This window comes from Dactylosporangium sp. CA-092794 (assembly GCF_050948465.1).
Lineage (GTDB): Bacteria > Actinomycetota > Actinomycetes > Mycobacteriales > Micromonosporaceae > Dactylosporangium.
In genome coordinates, this window is record NZ_CP192044.1 from 3,558,410 (window position 1) to 3,576,186 (window position 17,777).

At 66.6% G+C, this 17,777-nt stretch carries 12 protein-coding genes and 1 pseudogene; 10 read left to right on the forward strand and 3 right to left on the reverse strand.

The features are described from left to right. The first annotated feature begins 55 nt into the window (after positions 1-55). The gene (locus tag ACQPXD_RS15210) at positions 56-253 is read left to right on the forward strand and encodes a hypothetical protein (protein WP_432844400.1); all 198 of its coding nucleotides are present in this window, start codon (positions 56-58) and stop codon (positions 251-253) included. A gap of 13 nt (positions 254-266) precedes the next feature. Continuing rightward, a pseudogene (locus ACQPXD_RS15215) lies at positions 267-1,181 on the forward strand (HoxN/HupN/NixA family nickel/cobalt transporter); the annotation flags it as partial. A gap of 402 nt (positions 1,182-1,583) precedes the next feature. On the opposite strand, the gene metH reads toward ACQPXD_RS15215, so the two are convergent. Continuing rightward, positions 1,584-5,246: a methionine synthase gene (metH, locus tag ACQPXD_RS15220; protein WP_432838844.1), complete on the reverse strand. Its 3,663-nt coding sequence runs from the start codon at positions 5,244-5,246 to the stop codon at positions 1,584-1,586. Between the two features lie 257 nt (positions 5,247-5,503). Here metH and ACQPXD_RS15225 point away from each other — a divergent pair, with 257 nt between their 5' ends. Then, positions 5,504-5,902 (forward strand): YnfA family protein, encoded by a 399-nt coding sequence (locus tag ACQPXD_RS15225; RefSeq protein WP_432838846.1) that lies wholly within the window; start codon positions 5,504-5,506, stop codon positions 5,900-5,902. Between the two features lie 451 nt (positions 5,903-6,353). On the opposite strand, the gene ACQPXD_RS15230 is transcribed toward ACQPXD_RS15225, so the two are convergent. Beyond that, positions 6,354-7,667: a class I SAM-dependent methyltransferase gene (locus ACQPXD_RS15230; protein WP_432838848.1), complete on the reverse strand. Its 1,314-nt coding sequence runs from the start codon at positions 7,665-7,667 to the stop codon at positions 6,354-6,356. A 304-nt stretch (positions 7,668-7,971) separates the two neighbouring features. Then, complete coding sequence (locus ACQPXD_RS15235; RefSeq protein ID WP_432838850.1) at positions 7,972-8,718, reverse strand: class I SAM-dependent methyltransferase; 747 nt, start codon at positions 8,716-8,718, stop codon at positions 7,972-7,974. A gap of 409 nt (positions 8,719-9,127) precedes the next feature. Between ACQPXD_RS15235 and ACQPXD_RS15240 the strand changes: the two genes are divergently transcribed. The 7 genes from ACQPXD_RS15240 (at position 9,128) to ACQPXD_RS15270 (ending at position 17,749) form a co-directional block, all read left to right on the forward strand. Continuing rightward, the gene (locus ACQPXD_RS15240; RefSeq protein WP_432838852.1) at positions 9,128-9,604 is read left to right on the forward strand and encodes a MerR family transcriptional regulator; all 477 of its coding nucleotides are present in this window, start codon (positions 9,128-9,130) and stop codon (positions 9,602-9,604) included. Between the two features lie 559 nt (positions 9,605-10,163). Further along, positions 10,164-11,660 (forward strand): APC family permease, encoded by a 1,497-nt coding sequence (locus ACQPXD_RS15245; RefSeq protein WP_432838854.1) that lies wholly within the window; start codon positions 10,164-10,166, stop codon positions 11,658-11,660. Between the two features lie 180 nt (positions 11,661-11,840). Beyond that, positions 11,841-12,527, forward strand: a complete 687-nt coding sequence (gene merB / locus ACQPXD_RS15250; protein WP_432838856.1) for an organomercurial lyase — start codon at positions 11,841-11,843, stop codon at positions 12,525-12,527. Between the two features lie 211 nt (positions 12,528-12,738). Further along, the gene (fdxA, locus tag ACQPXD_RS15255; protein ID WP_432838857.1) at positions 12,739-13,065 is read left to right on the forward strand and encodes a ferredoxin; all 327 of its coding nucleotides are present in this window, start codon (positions 12,739-12,741) and stop codon (positions 13,063-13,065) included. Positions 13,066-13,515: 450 nt separating this feature from the next. Further along, a complete protein-coding gene (locus tag ACQPXD_RS15260) occupies positions 13,516-15,807 on the forward strand; it encodes a heavy metal translocating P-type ATPase (RefSeq protein WP_432838858.1) in 2,292 nt (763 codons plus the stop codon). 338 nt (positions 15,808-16,145) lie between these two features. Further along, positions 16,146-16,751, forward strand: coding sequence for a TlpA disulfide reductase family protein (locus ACQPXD_RS15265; protein WP_432838859.1), 606 nt, complete (start codon positions 16,146-16,148; stop codon positions 16,749-16,751). Then, positions 16,751-17,749, forward strand: a complete 999-nt coding sequence (locus ACQPXD_RS15270; protein WP_432838860.1) for a cytochrome c biogenesis CcdA family protein — start codon at positions 16,751-16,753, stop codon at positions 17,747-17,749. Before ACQPXD_RS15265 ends, ACQPXD_RS15270 begins: the two co-directional genes overlap by 1 nt. Positions 17,750-17,777 lie beyond the last annotated feature (28 nt).

A 17,777-nucleotide genomic window follows, 5' to 3' on the forward strand; every position in this document is an offset into this window, starting at 1 on the left:
ATTCGAGCTGTCCTTCGCGCTCGCCCCCAAGGCGGCCACCGGCCAATACCTCGGCGTGTTCGGGCTCGGTGCTGGCCTGTCCGAGGCGATCGGGCCGGGCCTGCTCATCTGGCTGTGCATCACCGGGGGCCGGCCCGGCTGGTACGTCGTCGGCAGCCTGTTCCTCCTCACCGGCCTCGCCATGCCGCCCGCCGTCCGATGGGCCCGCCGTCACCGACGGCACCACGCCGCCGAGCAACTGGTGCCCGTCTGAACGGAGCTCCCGGGACGCCGACCACATCGCCGCGGTGGACAACACCACCCGCAAGCTCATGGCCGACAACACGGTCACCGGCGAGGACCGCAAGCCGCTGTCGGTCGGATTCTGGTTCTCCCTCGGCCACTCCACCATCGTGTTTCTGCTGGCATTCCTGCTCTCGATCGGCGTGAAGACCCTCGCCGGTCAGGTCGAGAACGACGACTCCGAGCTGCACTCCGTCACCGGCGTCATCGGCGCCTCGGTGTCGGGGGTGTTCCTGTGGATCCTCGGCATCCTCAACCTCGTCGTGCTGCTGGGCATCATCCGCGTCTTCCGCCGGATGCGCTCCGGCGAGTACGACGAGCAGCAACTGGAGGACCAGCTCAACAAGCGCGGCTTCATGAACCGCATCCTGGGCGGCCTGACCCGATCGGTCCGCCGGGCCTGGCACATCTACCCGATCGGCGTGCTCTTCGGCCTCGGCTTCGACATCGCCACCGAGGTCGGCCTGCTCGTCCTGGCCGGCGGCGCCGCCGCGTTCAACCTGCCGTTCTACTCGATCCTGGTACTGCCGATCCTGTTCGCCGCCGGCATGTGTCTCATGGACACCATCGACGGCGTGTTCATGAACGCCGCCTACGGCTGGGCGTTCGCCAAACCAGTCCGCAAGGTCTTCTACAACATCACCATCACCTCGATCTCCGTCGCCGTCGCCCTCGTCATCGGCACCGTCGAACTCATCGGCGTCCTCGCCGAGCAGGCCGGCATCACCACCGGACCGATCGCCGCCATCGCCGACATCCCGCTCGACTACGCCGGCTACGGCATCGTCGCCCTCTTCGTCCTGGCCTGGGCGGTCGCGATCGCCGTATGGAAGGTCGGCCGTATCGAGGACCGCTGGACCGCCAGGCTCGCCACCGCACCGGCGGACGAGACCGGATGAACGATCCCGGCCCGCGGGCCAGCAACGCAGCAGTCAGCCCTGCTCCACCGGCCCGACGACGGCCAGGTCACCATCGACGGTGTGCCGGTCGTCGGCGCCCGGCACACCGTCCCGGCCGCCACCCGGCCCGCATTGGCGCGCTCTTCCAGAGCCCACGTGGCGCCGCCGATCCGCGGCTGAGCATCGCCGAGCCGCTGCACGGCCATGCACCGCCCGGCCAACGAGGTCCGATCCCAGATCCCCGAGCTCGCCGACACCGTCGGCCTCACGAGACCGGGCGTGACGGTGTCGGTGTGCAGGCCACGGGTGAGATGGTCGATCTAGACGAGAGTCAAGACCGTGTCGGCAGGGCGCCTGAACCGGTAGCCGCATCTGAGCGCGTCGGTGGGTGTCGCCGGTGGGTCAGGTGGGGTCGTAGGCGAGGTTGGGGCGCAGCCAGCGTTCGGTCTCGGCGATCGGCAGGCCGCGGCGGGTGGCGTAGTCCTGGACTTGGTCGTGGTTGATGCGGCCGACCGTGAAGTAGCGCGAGTCGGGGTGGGCGAAGATCAGGCCGCTGACGGCTGCGGCCGGGGTCATCGCGAACGACTCGGTCAGGGCGAGGCCGAGCTTGTCGGCTTCGAGGAGGTCGAACAGGGCCTGTTTGACGGAGTGGTCGGGGCTGGCGGGGTAGCCCAGTGCCGGGCGGATGCCGCGGAAGCGTTCCGCGTGCAGGTCCTCAAGGGCCGGGGTGGCGTCAGGCTCGAACCAGGCGCGGCGGGCCTCGAGGTGTATGTACTCGGCGAACGCCTCGGCGAGCCGGTCGGCGAGGGCCTTGACCATGATGACGCGGTAGTCGTCGTTGTCGGCCTCGTAGCGGGCGGCGAGGTCCTCGGCACCGTGGATGGCGACCGCGAAACCGCCGAGGTGGTCCGGGAAGGCGGCGTCCGAGTTGGCAGGGGCGATGTAGTCGGCGAGGCAGCGGTTTGGGCGGCCGTCCGGCTTTTCCGTCTGCTGGCGCAGCATGGGGAAGGTGACCGAATTGTCCAGGACGATGTCGTCGCCGTGGGAGGCGGCGGGCCAAAAGCCATAGGCGCCGCGGGCGGTCAAGGAACCGTTGGCGATGATCTCGTCGAGCAGGGTGTTGCCCTCGGCGAAGAGCTCGGCGGCGACGGGCTGGTCCAGAATCGCGGGGTACTGGCCACGAAGCTCCCAGGCGAGGAAGAAGAACTGCCAGTCGATCATGTCGCGGAGCGTCTGCAGGGCGGGCTCGACGATCCGTACACCGGTGAAGGCCGGCACCGGAATGTCCGCGAACGACACGTCGGAGGCGTTTGCCCGGGCCTGTGCGAGGGTGCGCACGGCGGTGTGGCGGCGCTCGGCGTGCTGGCGGCGCAGGCGCTCCTGCTCGGTGCGGTTGTCGGCGGTGAGCTGCTCGACCCGCTCGGCATCCAGCAGCCCGGCGACGACCCCGACGACCCGCGAAGCGTCCTGCACATGGACGGTAGCGCCTTCGTACGCCGGAGCCACCCGCACCGCCGTGTGCTGCCGCGATGTGGTGGCGCCGCCGATGAGCAGGGGCAGTTTCAGGCCGCGGCGCTGCATTTCGGTGGCGACCGCGACCATCTCGTCCAGCGACGGGGTGATGAGACCGGACAGGCCGATCGCGTCAGCGCCCTCTGCGACCGCGGTGTCGAGGATCTTCGCGGCGGGGACCATGACGCCGAGGTCGATGACCTCGTAGTTGTTGCAGCCGAGGACGACGCCGACGATGTTCTTGCCGATGTCGTGCACGTCGCCCTTGACGGTCGCCATGACGACCCTGCCCTGGCCGCTGCGGCCGCTGTGCGTGACGCCGGCAGCGCGGGCGGCCTCCTTCTCGGCCTGCATGAACGGCTCGAGGTACGCCACGGAACGCTTCATCACGCGGGCGCTTTTGACCACCTGTGGCAGGAACATCTTGCCGGCGCCGAACAGGTCGCCGACGAGCTTCATGCCGTCCATCAGTGGGCCCTCGATCACCTCCAGGGGGCGCTTGGCCTGCAGGCGCGCCTCTTCCGTGTCCGCCTCGATGAAGTCGACGATGCCGTGCACGAGGGCGTGGGACAGCCGCTCGCGGACCGAGGCCGCACGCCATGACAGGTCCACGACGCGTTGTGTGCCGGAGCCGCTGACCGTGCCGGCGAACGTGACGAGCCGGTCGGTCGCGTCCTCACGCCGGTCGAAGAGCACGTCCTCGACGAGCTCGAGCAGGTCGGCGGGGATGTCGGCGTACACGGCGAGCTGGCCGGCGTTGACGATGCCCATGTCGAGCCCCGCGCGGACCGCGTGCAGCAGGAACGCCGAGTGCATCGCCTCACGCACGACGTCGTTGCCGCGGAAGGAGAACGACAGGTTGGAGATGCCGCCGCTGGTGCGCGCGCCGGGGCAGCGCTGCTTGATCTGCGGCAGCGCCTCGATGAACGCCTTGGCGTAGCCGTTGTGCTCGGCGATGCCGGTGGCGACGGCGAGGACGTTCGGGTCGAAGACGATGTCCTCGGGTGGGAAGCCGGCGCGGTTGACGAGCAGGCCGTACGCCCGGCAGCAGATGTCCACCTTGCGCTGCGTCGTGTCGGCCTGGCCAAGCTCGTCGAAGGCCATCACGACGACGCCGGCGCCGTAGGAGCGGATGATCCTGGCCTGCTCCAGGAACGGCTCCTCACCCTCCTTGAGGCTGATCGAGTTGACGACGCCCTTGCCCTGCGTGCACTTGAGGCCGGCCTCGAGCACGCTCCAGCGGGAGCTGTCGATCATGATTGGGATGCGGGCGACCTCGGGCTCGGTCGCGATGAGATTGAGGAACGTGGTCATCGCCTGCTCGCTGTCGAGCAGGTCGGCGTCCATGTTGACGTCGAGGAGGTTGGCGCCGCCGCGGACCTGTTCGAGGGCAACGTCGACCGCGCCCTGGTGGTCGTCGGACTCGATGAGCCGGCGGAAGCGCTTCGAGCCGGTGACGTTGGTCCGCTCGCCGATCATGACGAAGCCGGTGTCGGGGCCGATCTCGAACGGCTCCAAACCGCTGAACCGGGTCGCCGAGGCGGGCGTCGGGACCTGCCGGGGTGTCATTCCCCGGACCGCCTCGGCGATCCTGGCGATGTGTGCGGGCGTGGTGCCGCAGCAGCCGCCGACGACGTTGACCAGGCGGTCCGACACGAAGCCGGCGATCAGGGCGGACGTCTCGGCCGGGGTCTGGTCGTAACCGCCGAACGCGTTGGGCAGGCCCGCGTTGGGGTGCGCAGCGACATACGTGCCGGCGAGGCGGGCCAGGTCCGCGACATGCGGGCGCATCTCGGCCGCGCCGAGAGAGCAGTTGACACCAACGATGAGCGGCTCGGCGTGCTCGACCGAGCGCCAGAACGCCTCGACGGTCTGCCCGGACAGCGTCCGGCCGCTCATGTCGACGATCGTGACCGAGATCCACAGTGGCAGGTGCGGCGCGACCTCGTGAGCGGCGGCCACGGCGGCCTTCACGTTGAGCGTGTCGAAGATCGTCTCGATGAGCAGCAGGTCGATGCCGCCCTCGACGAGCGCACTGATCTGCTCGGCGTACGCGGCGCGGACCACGTCGAACGTCACCGCCCGGTATGACGGGTCGTCGACCCGCGGCGACAGCGACAGGGTGACGTTGAGCGGGCCGACCGACCCGGCCACGAACCGCGGGCGGTTAGGAGTGGAGAACTCGTCCGCCGCCTGCCGGGCCAGCCGAGCGCCCTGCACGTTCATGTCGCGGACCAGCGCCTCGAGTCCGTAGTCGGCCTGGGCGATCGTGGTGGCGGTGAACGTGTTGGTGGTGGTGATGTCGGCGCCGGCGGCCAGATATTGCCGGTGTACGTCGAGGATCACGTCGGGCCGGGTGAGGTTGAGTAGGTCCGGGTCGCCGGTGACATCCTGGAGGTGATCCGTGGCGATCAGGTCCGCGCGGTAGTCGGCGGGCTTGAGGCCGGCCGTCTGCAGCATTGTGCCCCACGCGCCGTCGAGCACGACCACTCGCTCGTCGAGCATCTTGCGCAGGCCTCCGAGCGGTCCTGAGGTCGGCGTTCTGGTCGACATGGATCCACCTTCCGTGGGTCAGACGCAAGGCGCCTTTATGTACTGCGAATCCGGGTTGAGCGGGTGGATCGTCGACGACCTGTCGCAGTGCCCCTCGCCTGAGCCGTTGATTCTTGTCATGAGCCGTGAAGCATGCGACTGCTAACCACGACCATGACGCCGAAGGGTCCGAGACCCGGGTGGTTTAGCGGCTGACGATTAGGTTGTGGGATGCACCTGGCCGCGAGCTCGCGGCGGTACTCGCCTACGCTTGCTCGGTGGTCATTCGCACCTGTTTACTGTTCGTCCTTGCCGCCGTCACTGAGATCGGCGGCGCGTGGCTGGTGTGGCAAGGTCTGCGCGAACAACGTGGGCTGCTGTGGATGGCCGCCGGGGTAGTTGTCCTAGGAATTTATGGCTTCGTGGCGGCACTGCAGCCTGATGCCAACTTCGGGCGAGTCCTCGCTGCGTACGGAGGCGTGTTTGTCGCCAGCTCACTCCTATGGGGGGTCGTCGCGGATGGATTCCGGCCGGACCGTTGGGACATCACGGGCGCTGTAATCTGCCTGGTCGGTGTCGTTGTCATCATGCTCGGCCCCGGCAGAGTGGCCTCGACGACCGCACCGTCCCAGGGCAACGAGACGCCCAAGAGCGCCAGCACGCATGGCACCCCCTGAGGCTCCGGAATGTGGATTTTGGCGGTCGGCTCGACCTCGCCCTGAGTACGCCTCGGCGCGTCGCCGGCCAAGCGACACGCTGCTCGGTGCGCGGCCGATGTGATCGCTGCCTGATGCAATCGCGCTGGGGGAGCCGCCCGGCCGTCAGCGCCCGAATCGGGGTTTAGGGGCGCTGACGGCCGGGGTTTTGTGGGGGCGAGTAAAGCATGGGCCCAGCGGTTTGCCGATGTCTGGGCTGCCGCGGCCCGGTGTTGAGCAGTCGGTGTCACGACGCGGCCTCCTCAGTCGTCCATGAGCGTGTGACGGGCGAGAGCGGCCGAGCCGGGACCGGGTCGCCGGCAAGGTTTCCGCGTATCGAGCGGACAACCGGCCGGTAAGGAAACGCTCGCGCATGACGTCTCGCGCCCTCTGCGCAGTGCCCGCCCCGCGTCACGGCTTTGCACGCTGTATCTCATTGGAGGGCGGACAGCCACGCAGGCGTGCTGGGCATCTCGCTCCTGCCGTCCGGATGCGGTTTCACGCACAGCACCTGGTTGACACCCAGCCGACCAGCCTCGAACGCGAGCGCGCACGCAGCCATGTACAGACGCCAAACACGCGTCCTCCCCACCGTTGTCAGCCGTACCGCCTCTTCCCAGCTGGTCTCGAGGTTCGACACCCACGCGCGCAGCGTCCGGCCGTAGTGCTCACGCATCGCCTCGACACCCCGCACCTCGAACCCAGCTGCCTCCAGGAACGCAATCGTCGTGCCGACGGGCCTCAGCTCGCCGTCGGGAAAGACGTAGGCGCCGATAAACGTGGGCTTCCGCTCGCTGCGACGCGCGTGGACGCCAGACGACGGTGGTGACGGCGTCGCCGTCGGGTGCAGCTGGGCGATCTGATGGTTGAGGAATCGTCCGCCAACGCGGAGGTTGCGGTACATCGTCTCGGTGTACTGCTGGAACTGACGCACGCCCACGTGCTCAGCCATGCCGACACTGGATATTGCGTCATACGGTCCGTCATCGACGTTCCGGTAATCCTTGACCCGGATATCGACGTGTTCTTCGAGCCCTAGATCGGCTACCTGCTGGCGTGCGTATGCCGCCTGCTGTTCCGAGAGCGTCACGCCGACGACCTGTGCGCCGTGATGCTTGGCAGCATGGATGGCCAGCGCTCCCCATCCGCAGCCAACGTCCAGCAGACGAGTGCCTGACTCAACGCCGAGTTTGCGGCATATCAGTTCCAGCTTGTCGAACTGAGCATCTTCGAGGCGGTAACCAGGAGCTGTCGAGGCCCAGTAGGCACACGAGTAGACCATCGAGGGCCCCAGAACACGACGGTAGAAGTCGTTGCCGACATCGTAGTGATGAGAGATAGCGCTGTTGTCTCTCGCCATGCTGTGCCTCCGGCCACGCAGCCGCGCCTCCTCCGGCGGCGGCGCCGGTTGCCGCCCGACCGCACCCAGCTCGATTAGGCCGCGTACGACGATGAGCCGCTGACGCGAAGTCATGCGGCCCCGGTACGGGCCTTCGTCTATGAACCTGGTCAGACTCGCAAGCGCCTCGTAGAGATCACCATCGACATCCAGTTCACCGCCGACATACGCCCGAGCAAGCCCGAGCTCGTTCGGCTGCCACAGCAGGCGGCGAAGTGCCCTCTTGTCGCGGATGACAAGGGCCGCGGCACCCGAGGGCCCTGACTCTGACCCATCCCAGGCGCGGATCCGGACGGGTAAGGGCCTACCGGTGACTTCGCTTGCCAGGGCGGCAATTCTGTCGGCCACTCCGCTAGATGACAAGTCCCACCTCACCGTAGATCATCGACCTGCTCAACCTGCGGGACACCGGGATGTGCCTATGCGAGGCGGACGAACAACTGCTCCGCCGCCACACGTGAGATCGATGTTGGGCTGGCGCGGCTGGCTGCGCTCCGCGCCGCCCTCGGTTCGATGGCCGATTCCCTGCCCGGCGGTCAGTGTGCAAATCGTGCGTCCGAGACTTGGCAGCCTGAGCCTTGCGCCAGGGCCATGGCGTGCGGCGTGGCGTCGCCATGACCCTGTCGCCCTACACCATCCGATGCGTCGGTGGTTAGCAGTCGCATGCCGCGCTGTGAGTACCACCCTGGCTGCTCGTGTCGGAGATGGCCTTGCCGTTGCCGTTGAGGCCGTGCTCGGTTCGTACCGCGCGGCCGATGATCATCGCCTCGATGAACTCCCAGGCACCCGGGATCTTGTCGTGCTTGAGCTCCGCGATCTCCAGGTACTGCTGCTCCTGCAAGGTCTGCACCGTCGGCCGGTTGCAGTGGCACTCGTTGCCGAACCAGTACCAGCCGATCTGCACCAGGTCCTGCTTGCGGGCCACCTTCGGGTCGGCGTGACGCACGTGCTCCAGGAACAGGTACTGGCCACCCGGCTTGAGGACCCGGCTGATCTCAGCCAGCGCCGGACCGGGATCCGGCACCGTGCACAGGATCATCGCCGCGGCCACCGTGTCGAAGCTGGCATCCGGGAACGGCAGCTTCTCCGCACCCGCCACGGTCAACTGCACCGGCCTGGGGTAGTCGCGGACCTTCTCCTGCAACTTGGCCACCATCGGCGGGTACGGCTCGGTCAGCACCAGCTCAGTCACCGCATCCGGGTAGTGCGGCAGGTTCAGGCCGGTACCCGTACCCAGCTCGATCGTGCGCCCGTACGCCGGCGCGAGCATCTCCGCCCGCTTCTCCGACAACCCGTGCTTCTCCACCCGAGCCAGGAACCGGTCGTACATCCCGGCAAAGACGTACTTACCCCAGGTTGCGTTGTACCCTTTACGCAGGGCACCAGTCAGAACACTCACGACGACTCCTTCTCACGTGAGCCAGCGACGCTCCACCACCAAGGGCGTGAGCTCGCACTTCAAAAGCCATCAAGTTACGTTTGTGTGCGTGCGGAGGCCGTGTGCTTGCGGCGTGTGCACACGTGGATCTAGCGCCGCCGGCCACTCTCGGTCAGCAAAACTTCCGTCATCGTCGGCGCTCGGGTCATTGAGCAGCGTCGAAGTTAGATGCACCCGTGCTGATGCGCCGAAAAACTGCACGGATAGCAACGTAAGACGCTGGAAATCTGCCTGACACAACACGGGGCTGCGCGTGTGCCGCCTTCCTGCTACTGGTTTCCGTCGGCTCGTCACCCCCTTCCGCTTTCGGTAGTCTTGCCGTTGAACCGGACTTCAAGTCAAGGCTGGGTGAGCCGTGGGTGAGTCACTGATGTCAATCGACAAGATCGCCAAGCAGGCTGGTATCGCCTCCTCGGCGCTGCGGTACTACGAGCGCTGCGGCCTGATCGGCGAGGGTGCGAGAATCGGCGGGCGGCGGCACTATCCGCCATCGGTGCTTCAACGCCTCTCAGTGATCAAGGTATGCCAAGGCATAGGCTTCAGTCTTTCTGAGATCAGTGATCTCCTGGACGGCCCACGCGGGCACAACGGGGCATGGCGGGACATGGCACTGGGTCGACGCGTCGAGGTCCAACGCCAGATTCGCGAGCTCCAGGACCTTCTCGGGCTCCTTGACGCGGCCATCGCCTGCGCCTGCTCGGCCCTGTGTGAGTGTCCGCATATGGGGCCGGACGGACACCTTGCCCGCCGGCCGCCCGAGCTTCTGAAGCGTCTTGTCGGGCGGTGGCAGCAGAGCACGGCGGGCGGTCCGGATTGCCGTGATCACGTCGCGGCCAAGGTCACCTGAGCCTGAGCCCGAGCGGCAGAAGATCTTTCGCTGGGCAGGCGGGTCCGTGGTGTCCGTTACGCGACGCATCCATCCGGCCGCGGCCAGATTAGTCGCTTTCGGAGTGCATTGCCGCTTCTCAGATTTCGTACTTTTCGGACTCGCGTCGCCGTGCTTTTGATCTCGACCGACCGGGACGTGAGTCAGGCGCTACGAGCATTCAGGGGTTTCTCGATAGTTGAGTAAGGAAACTTTTCCGTCGTTCGAGCCGTTGTTGAGACGTGGTGGCAGCTCGCGTGGATTCACGCGGCATTTCGGTGATTGATGTTGCGTAGCGGCGGCGGTCCGCCTATCGTCTGTTGCCTACGGGGCTGTGTGTCGTCGCGATCGTGGATCACTGCTGGGCGAGGTTACTTTCTGGCGTTCGGATGCCAACGCCAGACCGCGTCGCCCTTTGAGGATCCGCATCGAAATGCGCCCTTCGTCGTTCTGGCAGGCCAAGGGTTTCTGCTGCTCGTGTTTTCAGGCCATCTGCGGCCGATCGTCGCATCGTCACCTCCGTGAGTATTGGAGGTGGACAATGTCCGAAAATGTCACGAGTCCGCCGGGCGGACATGGCGGCGCTGCGAGGGACCCTCTGCAGCGACCGTCGACGCCAAGCGCGTTGTTCCCCGGGCGCAGCCGCCTGCCTGTCACCGCGCCATGGTGGGCGGCGATCCTGGTCGCGATGGGCGGCTCACTGATGATCGTGGTGTCCCTCGGGGCCGAGGTTGCGGACATCGGCAACCTCTCGATCTGGGTTTGGGTTGGGACCGCAGCGATCGGAGGATTGCAATGCTTCCTCATCGCCGAGATGGCTTCCCGCTTCCCGGAACGTGCCGGCGGCACCGCCCAGTTCGCCTATCGCGCCCTGCCGGGCGGATCACGAAGCCTCGGTGCACTGTCCGCCTGGTGCTACTGGTTTGCGTGGACCCCGGGCATCGCCGTCAACCTCATCCTGGCGGCCACATTCCTGCGGGATCTGCTGCTCCCTGGTGTTAATGCTGTACTGCTTGCTGGCCTGATCGGTGCAGTGCTCTACATCATCACGGCGCTGGGTCTGCGGCTTGCAACGGTGATCAACGCGTGCCTGGCCCTGGTTGCCGCAGGCGTCATCTTGATCGTGGTTGTCGGGCCGCTGCTGCGCCCAGGTGCGTTTCACCTCGAGCAAGTGATCCCGGCCGCCCTGCCGTCGGGCGCTCCAGACGACTTCGGTTCGATCATCGCATTGGTGCTCAAATGGGGCTTCGTGGCCACATGGTCCTCCTACGCTGCTGAAATGGCATCCACGGTCTGTGCTGAGATCCGACAGCCCGAGCGCCACATGAAACGGATCATGACCGCGTCCGCGACGATCTGCTTCGTCGCGTTCTCCGCCATACCGATCATGTTGTTCGGCCTACTGGGAGCCGGCGGGTTGGGTGATCCTTTCAAGGCATTCACCGCGGCGGGCAGAATCGCGCTGGGGCCCGTCGGCGAGACTTTCGTGGGTGTCGGCTTGGCCGCGGTGCTCATCCTGGCCGCCGAGACGTTCATCATCGGCTCGTCGCGGACGGTCTACCAAATGTCCCAGGATGGCCACATTCCACGGTTCTTCGGGAAGATCAACAAGAGGGGCGCGCCGGTCGGATCCATCGCCTGGGATGCTGTTGTCATCGGCATCATGCTCGTCGTCTTCGGCACCCACGTCGTCGAGGTCGTCGCCGCAGCCAACTTCGGATATCTGATCGTCTTCGTACTCATGCCGATCGCGTATCTGGTCCTCCGACGCCACCCGGGCGGCCGGGCCGGTGGCCTACGGCTTCCCCGGCCATTCATCATCGTGGCCCTGGTGCTGGCCGCCTTCAACGCGATACTCCTGGTCTTCGGCGGATCGCAGTGGGGGCCGCATGTGGTGGCGGTCGGCGTCGTGATCAGTTTGATCATTCTTCCTGTGTCGGCCGTGACTCACCGGATGCGCCGCCGGGTCGAAGACGACGTGGCGGCGACGTACGAAGCACCGGTCGAACCTGTATCCGCGGGAACGCCTTCGCCGTAACCGAACCGGGCCGGCCGTGCGCGGCGGACAACGTGTACCTCCAAGGACCTCGGAACTGCGTGGGTGCACGCCGCCCGACCGATGGTGCGAGGCGACGCCACGTGCGGCCGGGTCGGATTACTCCGCCAATCTGCAACGGTCGTGCCGGGATTGGTCCGGCCCAACTCGTCAGGAGTCCGCGTGAACAGCCCGCCAAGATCCTTCAGTGACGTTCTGCCCGTAACGCTTGCGGCGCTTGCCCGCGGTGGCATTGCCGCCAGCCAGGCAAAGCTGCCGCCCGCGCTGAGGGCGTTCCATCGAGATCTGCTGCAGATCTTTCTCGACGCGGGGATCGCGCCCACCTTGGAGCAGCTGGTGAGCCCGGCTGCCGCGCGCGGCCTCGAACTCGTGAGGGCGCTTGATGATCTGGCCGAGGCGGACCTAGTGCACGCCGACGCCGGCGCCCGTGCCATCCGGGTGGCCTATCCGCTGTCCGGCCGTCCGTCGCCCCACCGAGTACAGCTGGTGGGTGACCGACCTCCATTGGCAGCCATGTGCGCGGTGGACGCGCTCGGTATCCCGCTGATGGTTCACGTAACCGCGACCATCCTCTCGGGCGATCCCACCACAGGCGAGCAGATCTGCATCAACGCGGACCCGGACGGCTGGCGTTGGCGGCCAGCCTCGACCGTCGTGTTGCTCGCGACGGAAGACTGCGGTGGTCCCATCGCCGGCGCCTGCACGTCGACCGGCTTCCATGTCAGTCGTGCGCACGCGGAAACGTACCTGACGGAACACCCGGAATACACCGGGCAGATCCTGGAACAGGAAGAGGCCATCGCGATCGCCAGCAGTGAGTTCGGTCGACTGCTCGATTCCGCAGAGTAGGCCCTGTGCGCTCACGCGCTGCAAACAGAGTCGACGGCGAGCAGGCTCCGAACGACTGATTGCCTGCCACCCCGGGCAGCCTAAGCGCCGACGTGATAGCCGGCGCGGCCTGGCCGCCGGAGTCGGTGTTGCAGCAACCTTGTCATCGTGGCCAAGGTTCGTGCCGGCCTCATGCGATCCGTCAGCTACCAACCGATTGGGGGACAGGCCGATGACCTACGTCATCGCCGAGCCATGCGTCGACGTACTCGACAAGGCATGCATTGAAGAGTGTCCCGTAGATTGCATCTACGAGGGAGGGAGGATGCTTTACATTCATCCTGATGAATGCGTTGACTGTGGGGCCTGCGAGCCGGTGTGTCCCGTCGAGGCGATCTTCTACGAGGACGACCTGCCGGAGCAGTGGCGCCACTACCAAAGTGTGAACGTGGAGTTCTTCGACGACTTGGGATCACCCGGCGGCGCGTCGAAGATCGGCAAGCTCGACAAGGATCACCCGGCAGTTGCCCAGCTCCCGCTCAAGGAGCGCAAGAACTAGTGCTTTGACCGGAGACGTTGGCCGGGTCGGGGGTCATGCTGCGGCGCGTGCGGTGTGGCCCCGTCGGCGTTGACGTTCACTGCGAACTCGGGCGCGTTCATGCCTCCGGGATTTATGGCCACCCGCGAAGAACTCGCCGAACGGCTGCGCGGGGCATTCACCGTGCGCTGCGCGCCTCCGCTCCAGGCGACGTGGGGCCGTACCTATCCACTCCAACGTGAGTCAGCTCATTCTGCGTTTCGACTTGAGGTTGGACCAACTCCAAGGCATAGCGTGGCTCGAGATAGTCGTTTTCCTTACTGACAGGCGGTGACCCGAGTGAGTACGCCACCAGGAGCAGGAGGGGTAGACGCACCCCCGGAGGCGGACGTCGAGATTCGGCGCTACCGAGTCCTCCAAGGATGCGTCGAATGCGCCAGCGACCTCACCCCTTTGCGCAGAGTCGCGGGCGTGCGCGATGTCCGAATGTTGGCAGCAACTGGAGTTCTGGCCGTCGAAGCCCCGGTCGAGCTGGACGACGGGGTCCTTCTCCGGACCGCCGCTGCGTCCGGGCTCACGCTGGAGCCTGAGCACACCAGCAAGGGCGGTGACACACCCCGGCGGTCGAAGCGGTGGTGGATGCGCCCGGAGATGATCACCCTTGCGGTCGCGGCCGTCCTGCTGATTGCCGCCGAAGTGAGCGAGTTGGTCCTCAAAGCTGAGACTCCGGCGCTCGTGCTTGCGCTCGCGTCGATCGTCATCGGCATCGTGTACCCGCTGCGCAGCACTTGGACGATGCTGCGGATGAAGCGATTCTCCATCAACCTGCTGCTGATCGTGGCCGTCGTTGGAGCGATCACACTAGGGCGGGCGGGCGAGGCTGCCGACCTCGTGGTGATCTTCTCGTTGGGCGCGGTCCTCGAGAGCTATGTGGCGGACCGGGCGAGGCGCTCCATCCAGGCATTGATGGATCTCAGCCCGCAGATGGCGGAGCGGTTCCGGTCCGACGGGCTCACCGATACCGTTCCGGTGGAGGAACTCGGCGTCGGCGACCAGGTGCTCGTCCGGCCGGGCTCGCGACTGCCCAGCGACGGCGAAGTCGTCGAAGGCACCTCCTGGGTCGACGCATCTGCCATCACCGGCGAGTCCATGCCGGTCGAGGTCAATCCCGGGACGGTCGTCTACGGCGGCACCCTCAACGGAGACTCCGCATTGCGTATCGAGGTCGCCAAGCCGTACGTGGACACGGTGCTGGCTCGCGTGATCCGCGAGGTTGAGGAGGCGCAGGCCAATCGCGGGCGGGCGCAGCGCTTCGCGGATCAGTTCTCGAACATCTACACGCCATCGATGATCGGACTCGCCATTCTCATGGCGATATTCGGGCCGGTCGTGTTGGGCCTGACGCTCGAGGAGGCCGTGTATCGCGGCCTGGTCGTGCTGATCGTTTCCTGCTCGTGCGCACTGGTCCTGTCCGTACCGGTCAGCGTGGTCTCCGCAGTCGCCCGTGCCGCACGCGACGGCGTCCTCATCAAGGGCGGGGCATACCTGGAACGGCTGGCCGATCTGAGCCGCGTCGCATTCGACAAGACCGGCACACTCACCCGCGGCCGGCCCGTCCTGGTCGAGGTCCATACGCTCAACGACGTATCCGAGACCGAACTGCTCGCCCTCGCGGCGGGCGTGGAAGCCGGAGCCACGCACCCGATCGCGGACGCCATCGTGCGTGCCGCCCGCGACAGAGGGCTGCAGGTACGCCCGCTGCCGGACACGCGGACGATCGCCGGCGTGGGCGCGGAGGCGACTGTCGACGGTCGTAAGGTCGCCGTTGGTCGTGTTCCGGCCCTGGGGGCTGACCGCGACGCCACTCGCGCGCTCGCGGCCGTCGAAGCCGCCGGAGCTACACCGGTCGCGGTCATCGATAACGGGCGACTCATCGGTCTTCTCGGCGTCGCCGATGAGCTCCGTCCCGACGCCCGCGCAGCGGTCGATGGACTGCGTCGCCTTGGGATCACCCACACAGTGATGCTCACCGGCGATCGCGAACGTGTCGCACGCGCCATCGCGGACCAGCTCGGCATCGAAGAGGTCCGAGCGGAGCTGATGCCGGAGGACAAGAGCGCCGCCGTCAACGCCTTGCGGGCAGGGGGCACGGTGGCCATGGTCGGCGACGGTGTCAACGACGCGCCCGCGCTGGCCACAGCCGACGTAGCGATCGTCATGGGCGCCGCTGGCACCGATGTCGCGCTGGAGACCGCGGATGTCGCCCTCATGGCAGACGACCTGACTAAGCTGCCCTACGCGGTTGCACTGGCCCGCAGGTCACGGCGGAACGTCAACCAGAACGTCGTGCTGTCGATGCTGATGGTTGTCCTGCTCGTCACGACCGCCCTCACCGGCGCCTTCACACTCACCCAAGGTGTCCTCGCGAACGAGGGCTACGCCCTGGTGATCATCGCCAACGGTCTGAGGCTGCTGCGGCGTCGACCGCTGCGCCGCTACCTCGGCGTCTCACACAGCGACAGCAGCGTCACAGCCGCCGTAGGCGCGCGGTCTCCCATCGTGGCCAGCGTGACTGCACCGACCCGTCAGACGTTGCCGCTGGCCGGCTCTGCATGCGGGTGCGTTCCCACCAGCGCCGCCGAATCTGCCTGCGGGTGCGGCCCCACCATCAACAAGGTCGAATCCGCGTGCGGCTGCGGCGACACGACCGATGCTGGATCAGCAGGCGCCTTGCAGCCACAGCAGCTAGGCAACAGGGTCTAGCAGGGCCCAAACCGGACTGGTGGCGCGGCAGCAACGGTGATGCCGCGCCTCCCTGAGGCACCGCAGAAAGGAACGTGGCTGCATGGCCACCAAGACGGTCATCAACCGACAGCGCGGGGACCGGCGGGTGATCGCTCTGGTCCCTCTGCTCCTGCTCTTGGGCGGAGCGGGGTCCAACGCAAACCCTGCCGGCTCCGTGGGCGACCCCAGCCGAACCGACCCTGCCGTCGTCACCGACGTCGGAGAGAACGACGAGCTGAGCTGGCCACTGTGCATAGCCACGTCAGCCGGGAAGACCGGAATTCTCTAGGCCTGCTGACCAGGTAGAAAGGCAGACGATGGGCTCGAACGCACGCGCTCGGATGGCGGCACGTCGCCGGCGGCGGCGGACCTTAGTCGCTGCGGCGGTCACCACTTCCCTCGCGGTCACTTTGGTCATCGTCCTGCTTGTAGTCAGTGGCCAGCTCGGCGACCGCGACGAGCCCGCCAACCGCAGCGTCGACTCAACCCCGGAGTCGGTGGGCATGGCATTCCCGGACTTCGCGTTGACCAGTCCAGACGGGCAACAGATCAGCAAGGCGTCGCTGGCGGGCAAGAAGTCCATCATCTGGTTCGTCGACGAGTGGACCTGCGCATCCTGCGCTCCGGGCGCCGTCCAGGTCAGCAAACTCGACGATGAGACCGGGGGCGATGCTTTCAATGTGCTCGCCGTCTTTGTCACGGGGAGCCAGAAACCGTCCGACCTGGACGGCTGGCGCAACCGGTACGCGCGTCCCGACTGGCTGGTGGCCACGGACACCGGAAACCGGCTGGCCAGCAGCGTCAAGCTGCCGTGTCTGGACAGCAAGTTCCTCCTTGACGAGTCCGGCATCATCCTGGACGTCCATACCCAAGTCACCGACTCCGGATACGTGAGCATGTTGCGCAGCGAGGTCAGGCACTGATGCCCGTCGCACTCGCTTTTCTCGCCGGGGGTCTGGCGATCCTCAATCCGTGCAGCTTCGCGATGCTGCCGGTCTTCCTCTCCTACTACGTGGGAGCGCAGGAGCGAGAACTACCGTCCGTCTCGAGCAGGACTGTTCAGGCGCTGCTGGTCGGCCTGACGGTGACGATCGGATTCCTGTCCGTATTCACGGTGCTGGGACTGCCCATCACCTTGGGCGCCGGTCAGATCGCTAGGGCGGTGCCGTGGGTGGGGTTTTGTCTCGGACTGGCGATGGCTGTGTTCGCGGCGGCGACCCTCGCCGGCAAGCGACTGGAGCTATCTCTGCCGAAACTGAGGCTGGACAACCACCGGCGGCGTCCTACAGGTATGGCTATGTTCGGCGTCGCGTACGGGCTGGCGTCCCTCAGCTGCACCCTGCCGATCTTCCTCGTCATCGTGGGAGCCGCCCTGACGAACGGCGGTCCCCTGGGCACCCTGGCCGTCTTCGGCGCGTACGCCGCGGGGATGGCCCTGGTGCTGGTCTCAGTGTCAATGGGTGCCGCGCTGCTGCGCGAGGGTATCGCGCGCGCGCTCAAGCGCGTGCTGCCGCGACTGCGCTGGATCAACGGCTCGTTGCTGTTGTTCATTTCTTTGTACCTGCTCTATTACTGGGGAATGGCGCTGTTCGCCTCCGCCGAGACCAGAGCAGCTGACCCTGTTGTGACGTTCGTGCAGCGGTCGACGTCGTGGGTCGAGTCCTGGGTCAACTCCGGCGCTGGTAGATGGCCGCTCGCGGCAGCCGCAATCTTCGTCGCGGTGGTCGCGTCGGCTGCGCTATGGCGCTGGGTGCTGCGATCCGATGACGCAGACGCAGACTCAGACGGAGGCTCAGAACGAGACGATGACGCCCGGACTACCACTGCAGATGTTCGGCCGGACCGCCTTCCAACGTCGACGGCAACGGTCGCCGTCGACGCCACCGAGCGTGACATCCCCCGCCTGTCCAAAAGCGTGTGATTCGGCGCGCGACGCTGCGCAGACCGCT

What these genes read in the sequence shown, in the direction of transcription:
- metH (WP_432838844.1), bottom strand. Translation starts at nt 5,246, where the DNA reads ATGTCGACCAGAACGCCGACCTCAGGACCGCTCGGAGGCCTGCGCAAG.
- ACQPXD_RS15240 (WP_432838852.1), top strand. Translation starts at nt 9,128, where the DNA reads ATGTCAATCGACAAGATCGCCAAGCAGGCTGGTATCGCCTCCTCGGCG.
- ACQPXD_RS15245 (WP_432838854.1), top strand. Translation starts at nt 10,164, where the DNA reads ATGTCCGAAAATGTCACGAGTCCGCCGGGCGGACATGGCGGCGCTGCG.
- fdxA (WP_432838857.1), top strand. Translation starts at nt 12,739, where the DNA reads ATGACCTACGTCATCGCCGAGCCATGCGTCGACGTACTCGACAAGGCA.
- ACQPXD_RS15265 (WP_432838859.1), top strand. Translation starts at nt 16,146, where the DNA reads ATGGGCTCGAACGCACGCGCTCGGATGGCGGCACGTCGCCGGCGGCGG.
- ACQPXD_RS15270 (WP_432838860.1), top strand. Translation starts at nt 16,751, where the DNA reads ATGCCCGTCGCACTCGCTTTTCTCGCCGGGGGTCTGGCGATCCTCAAT.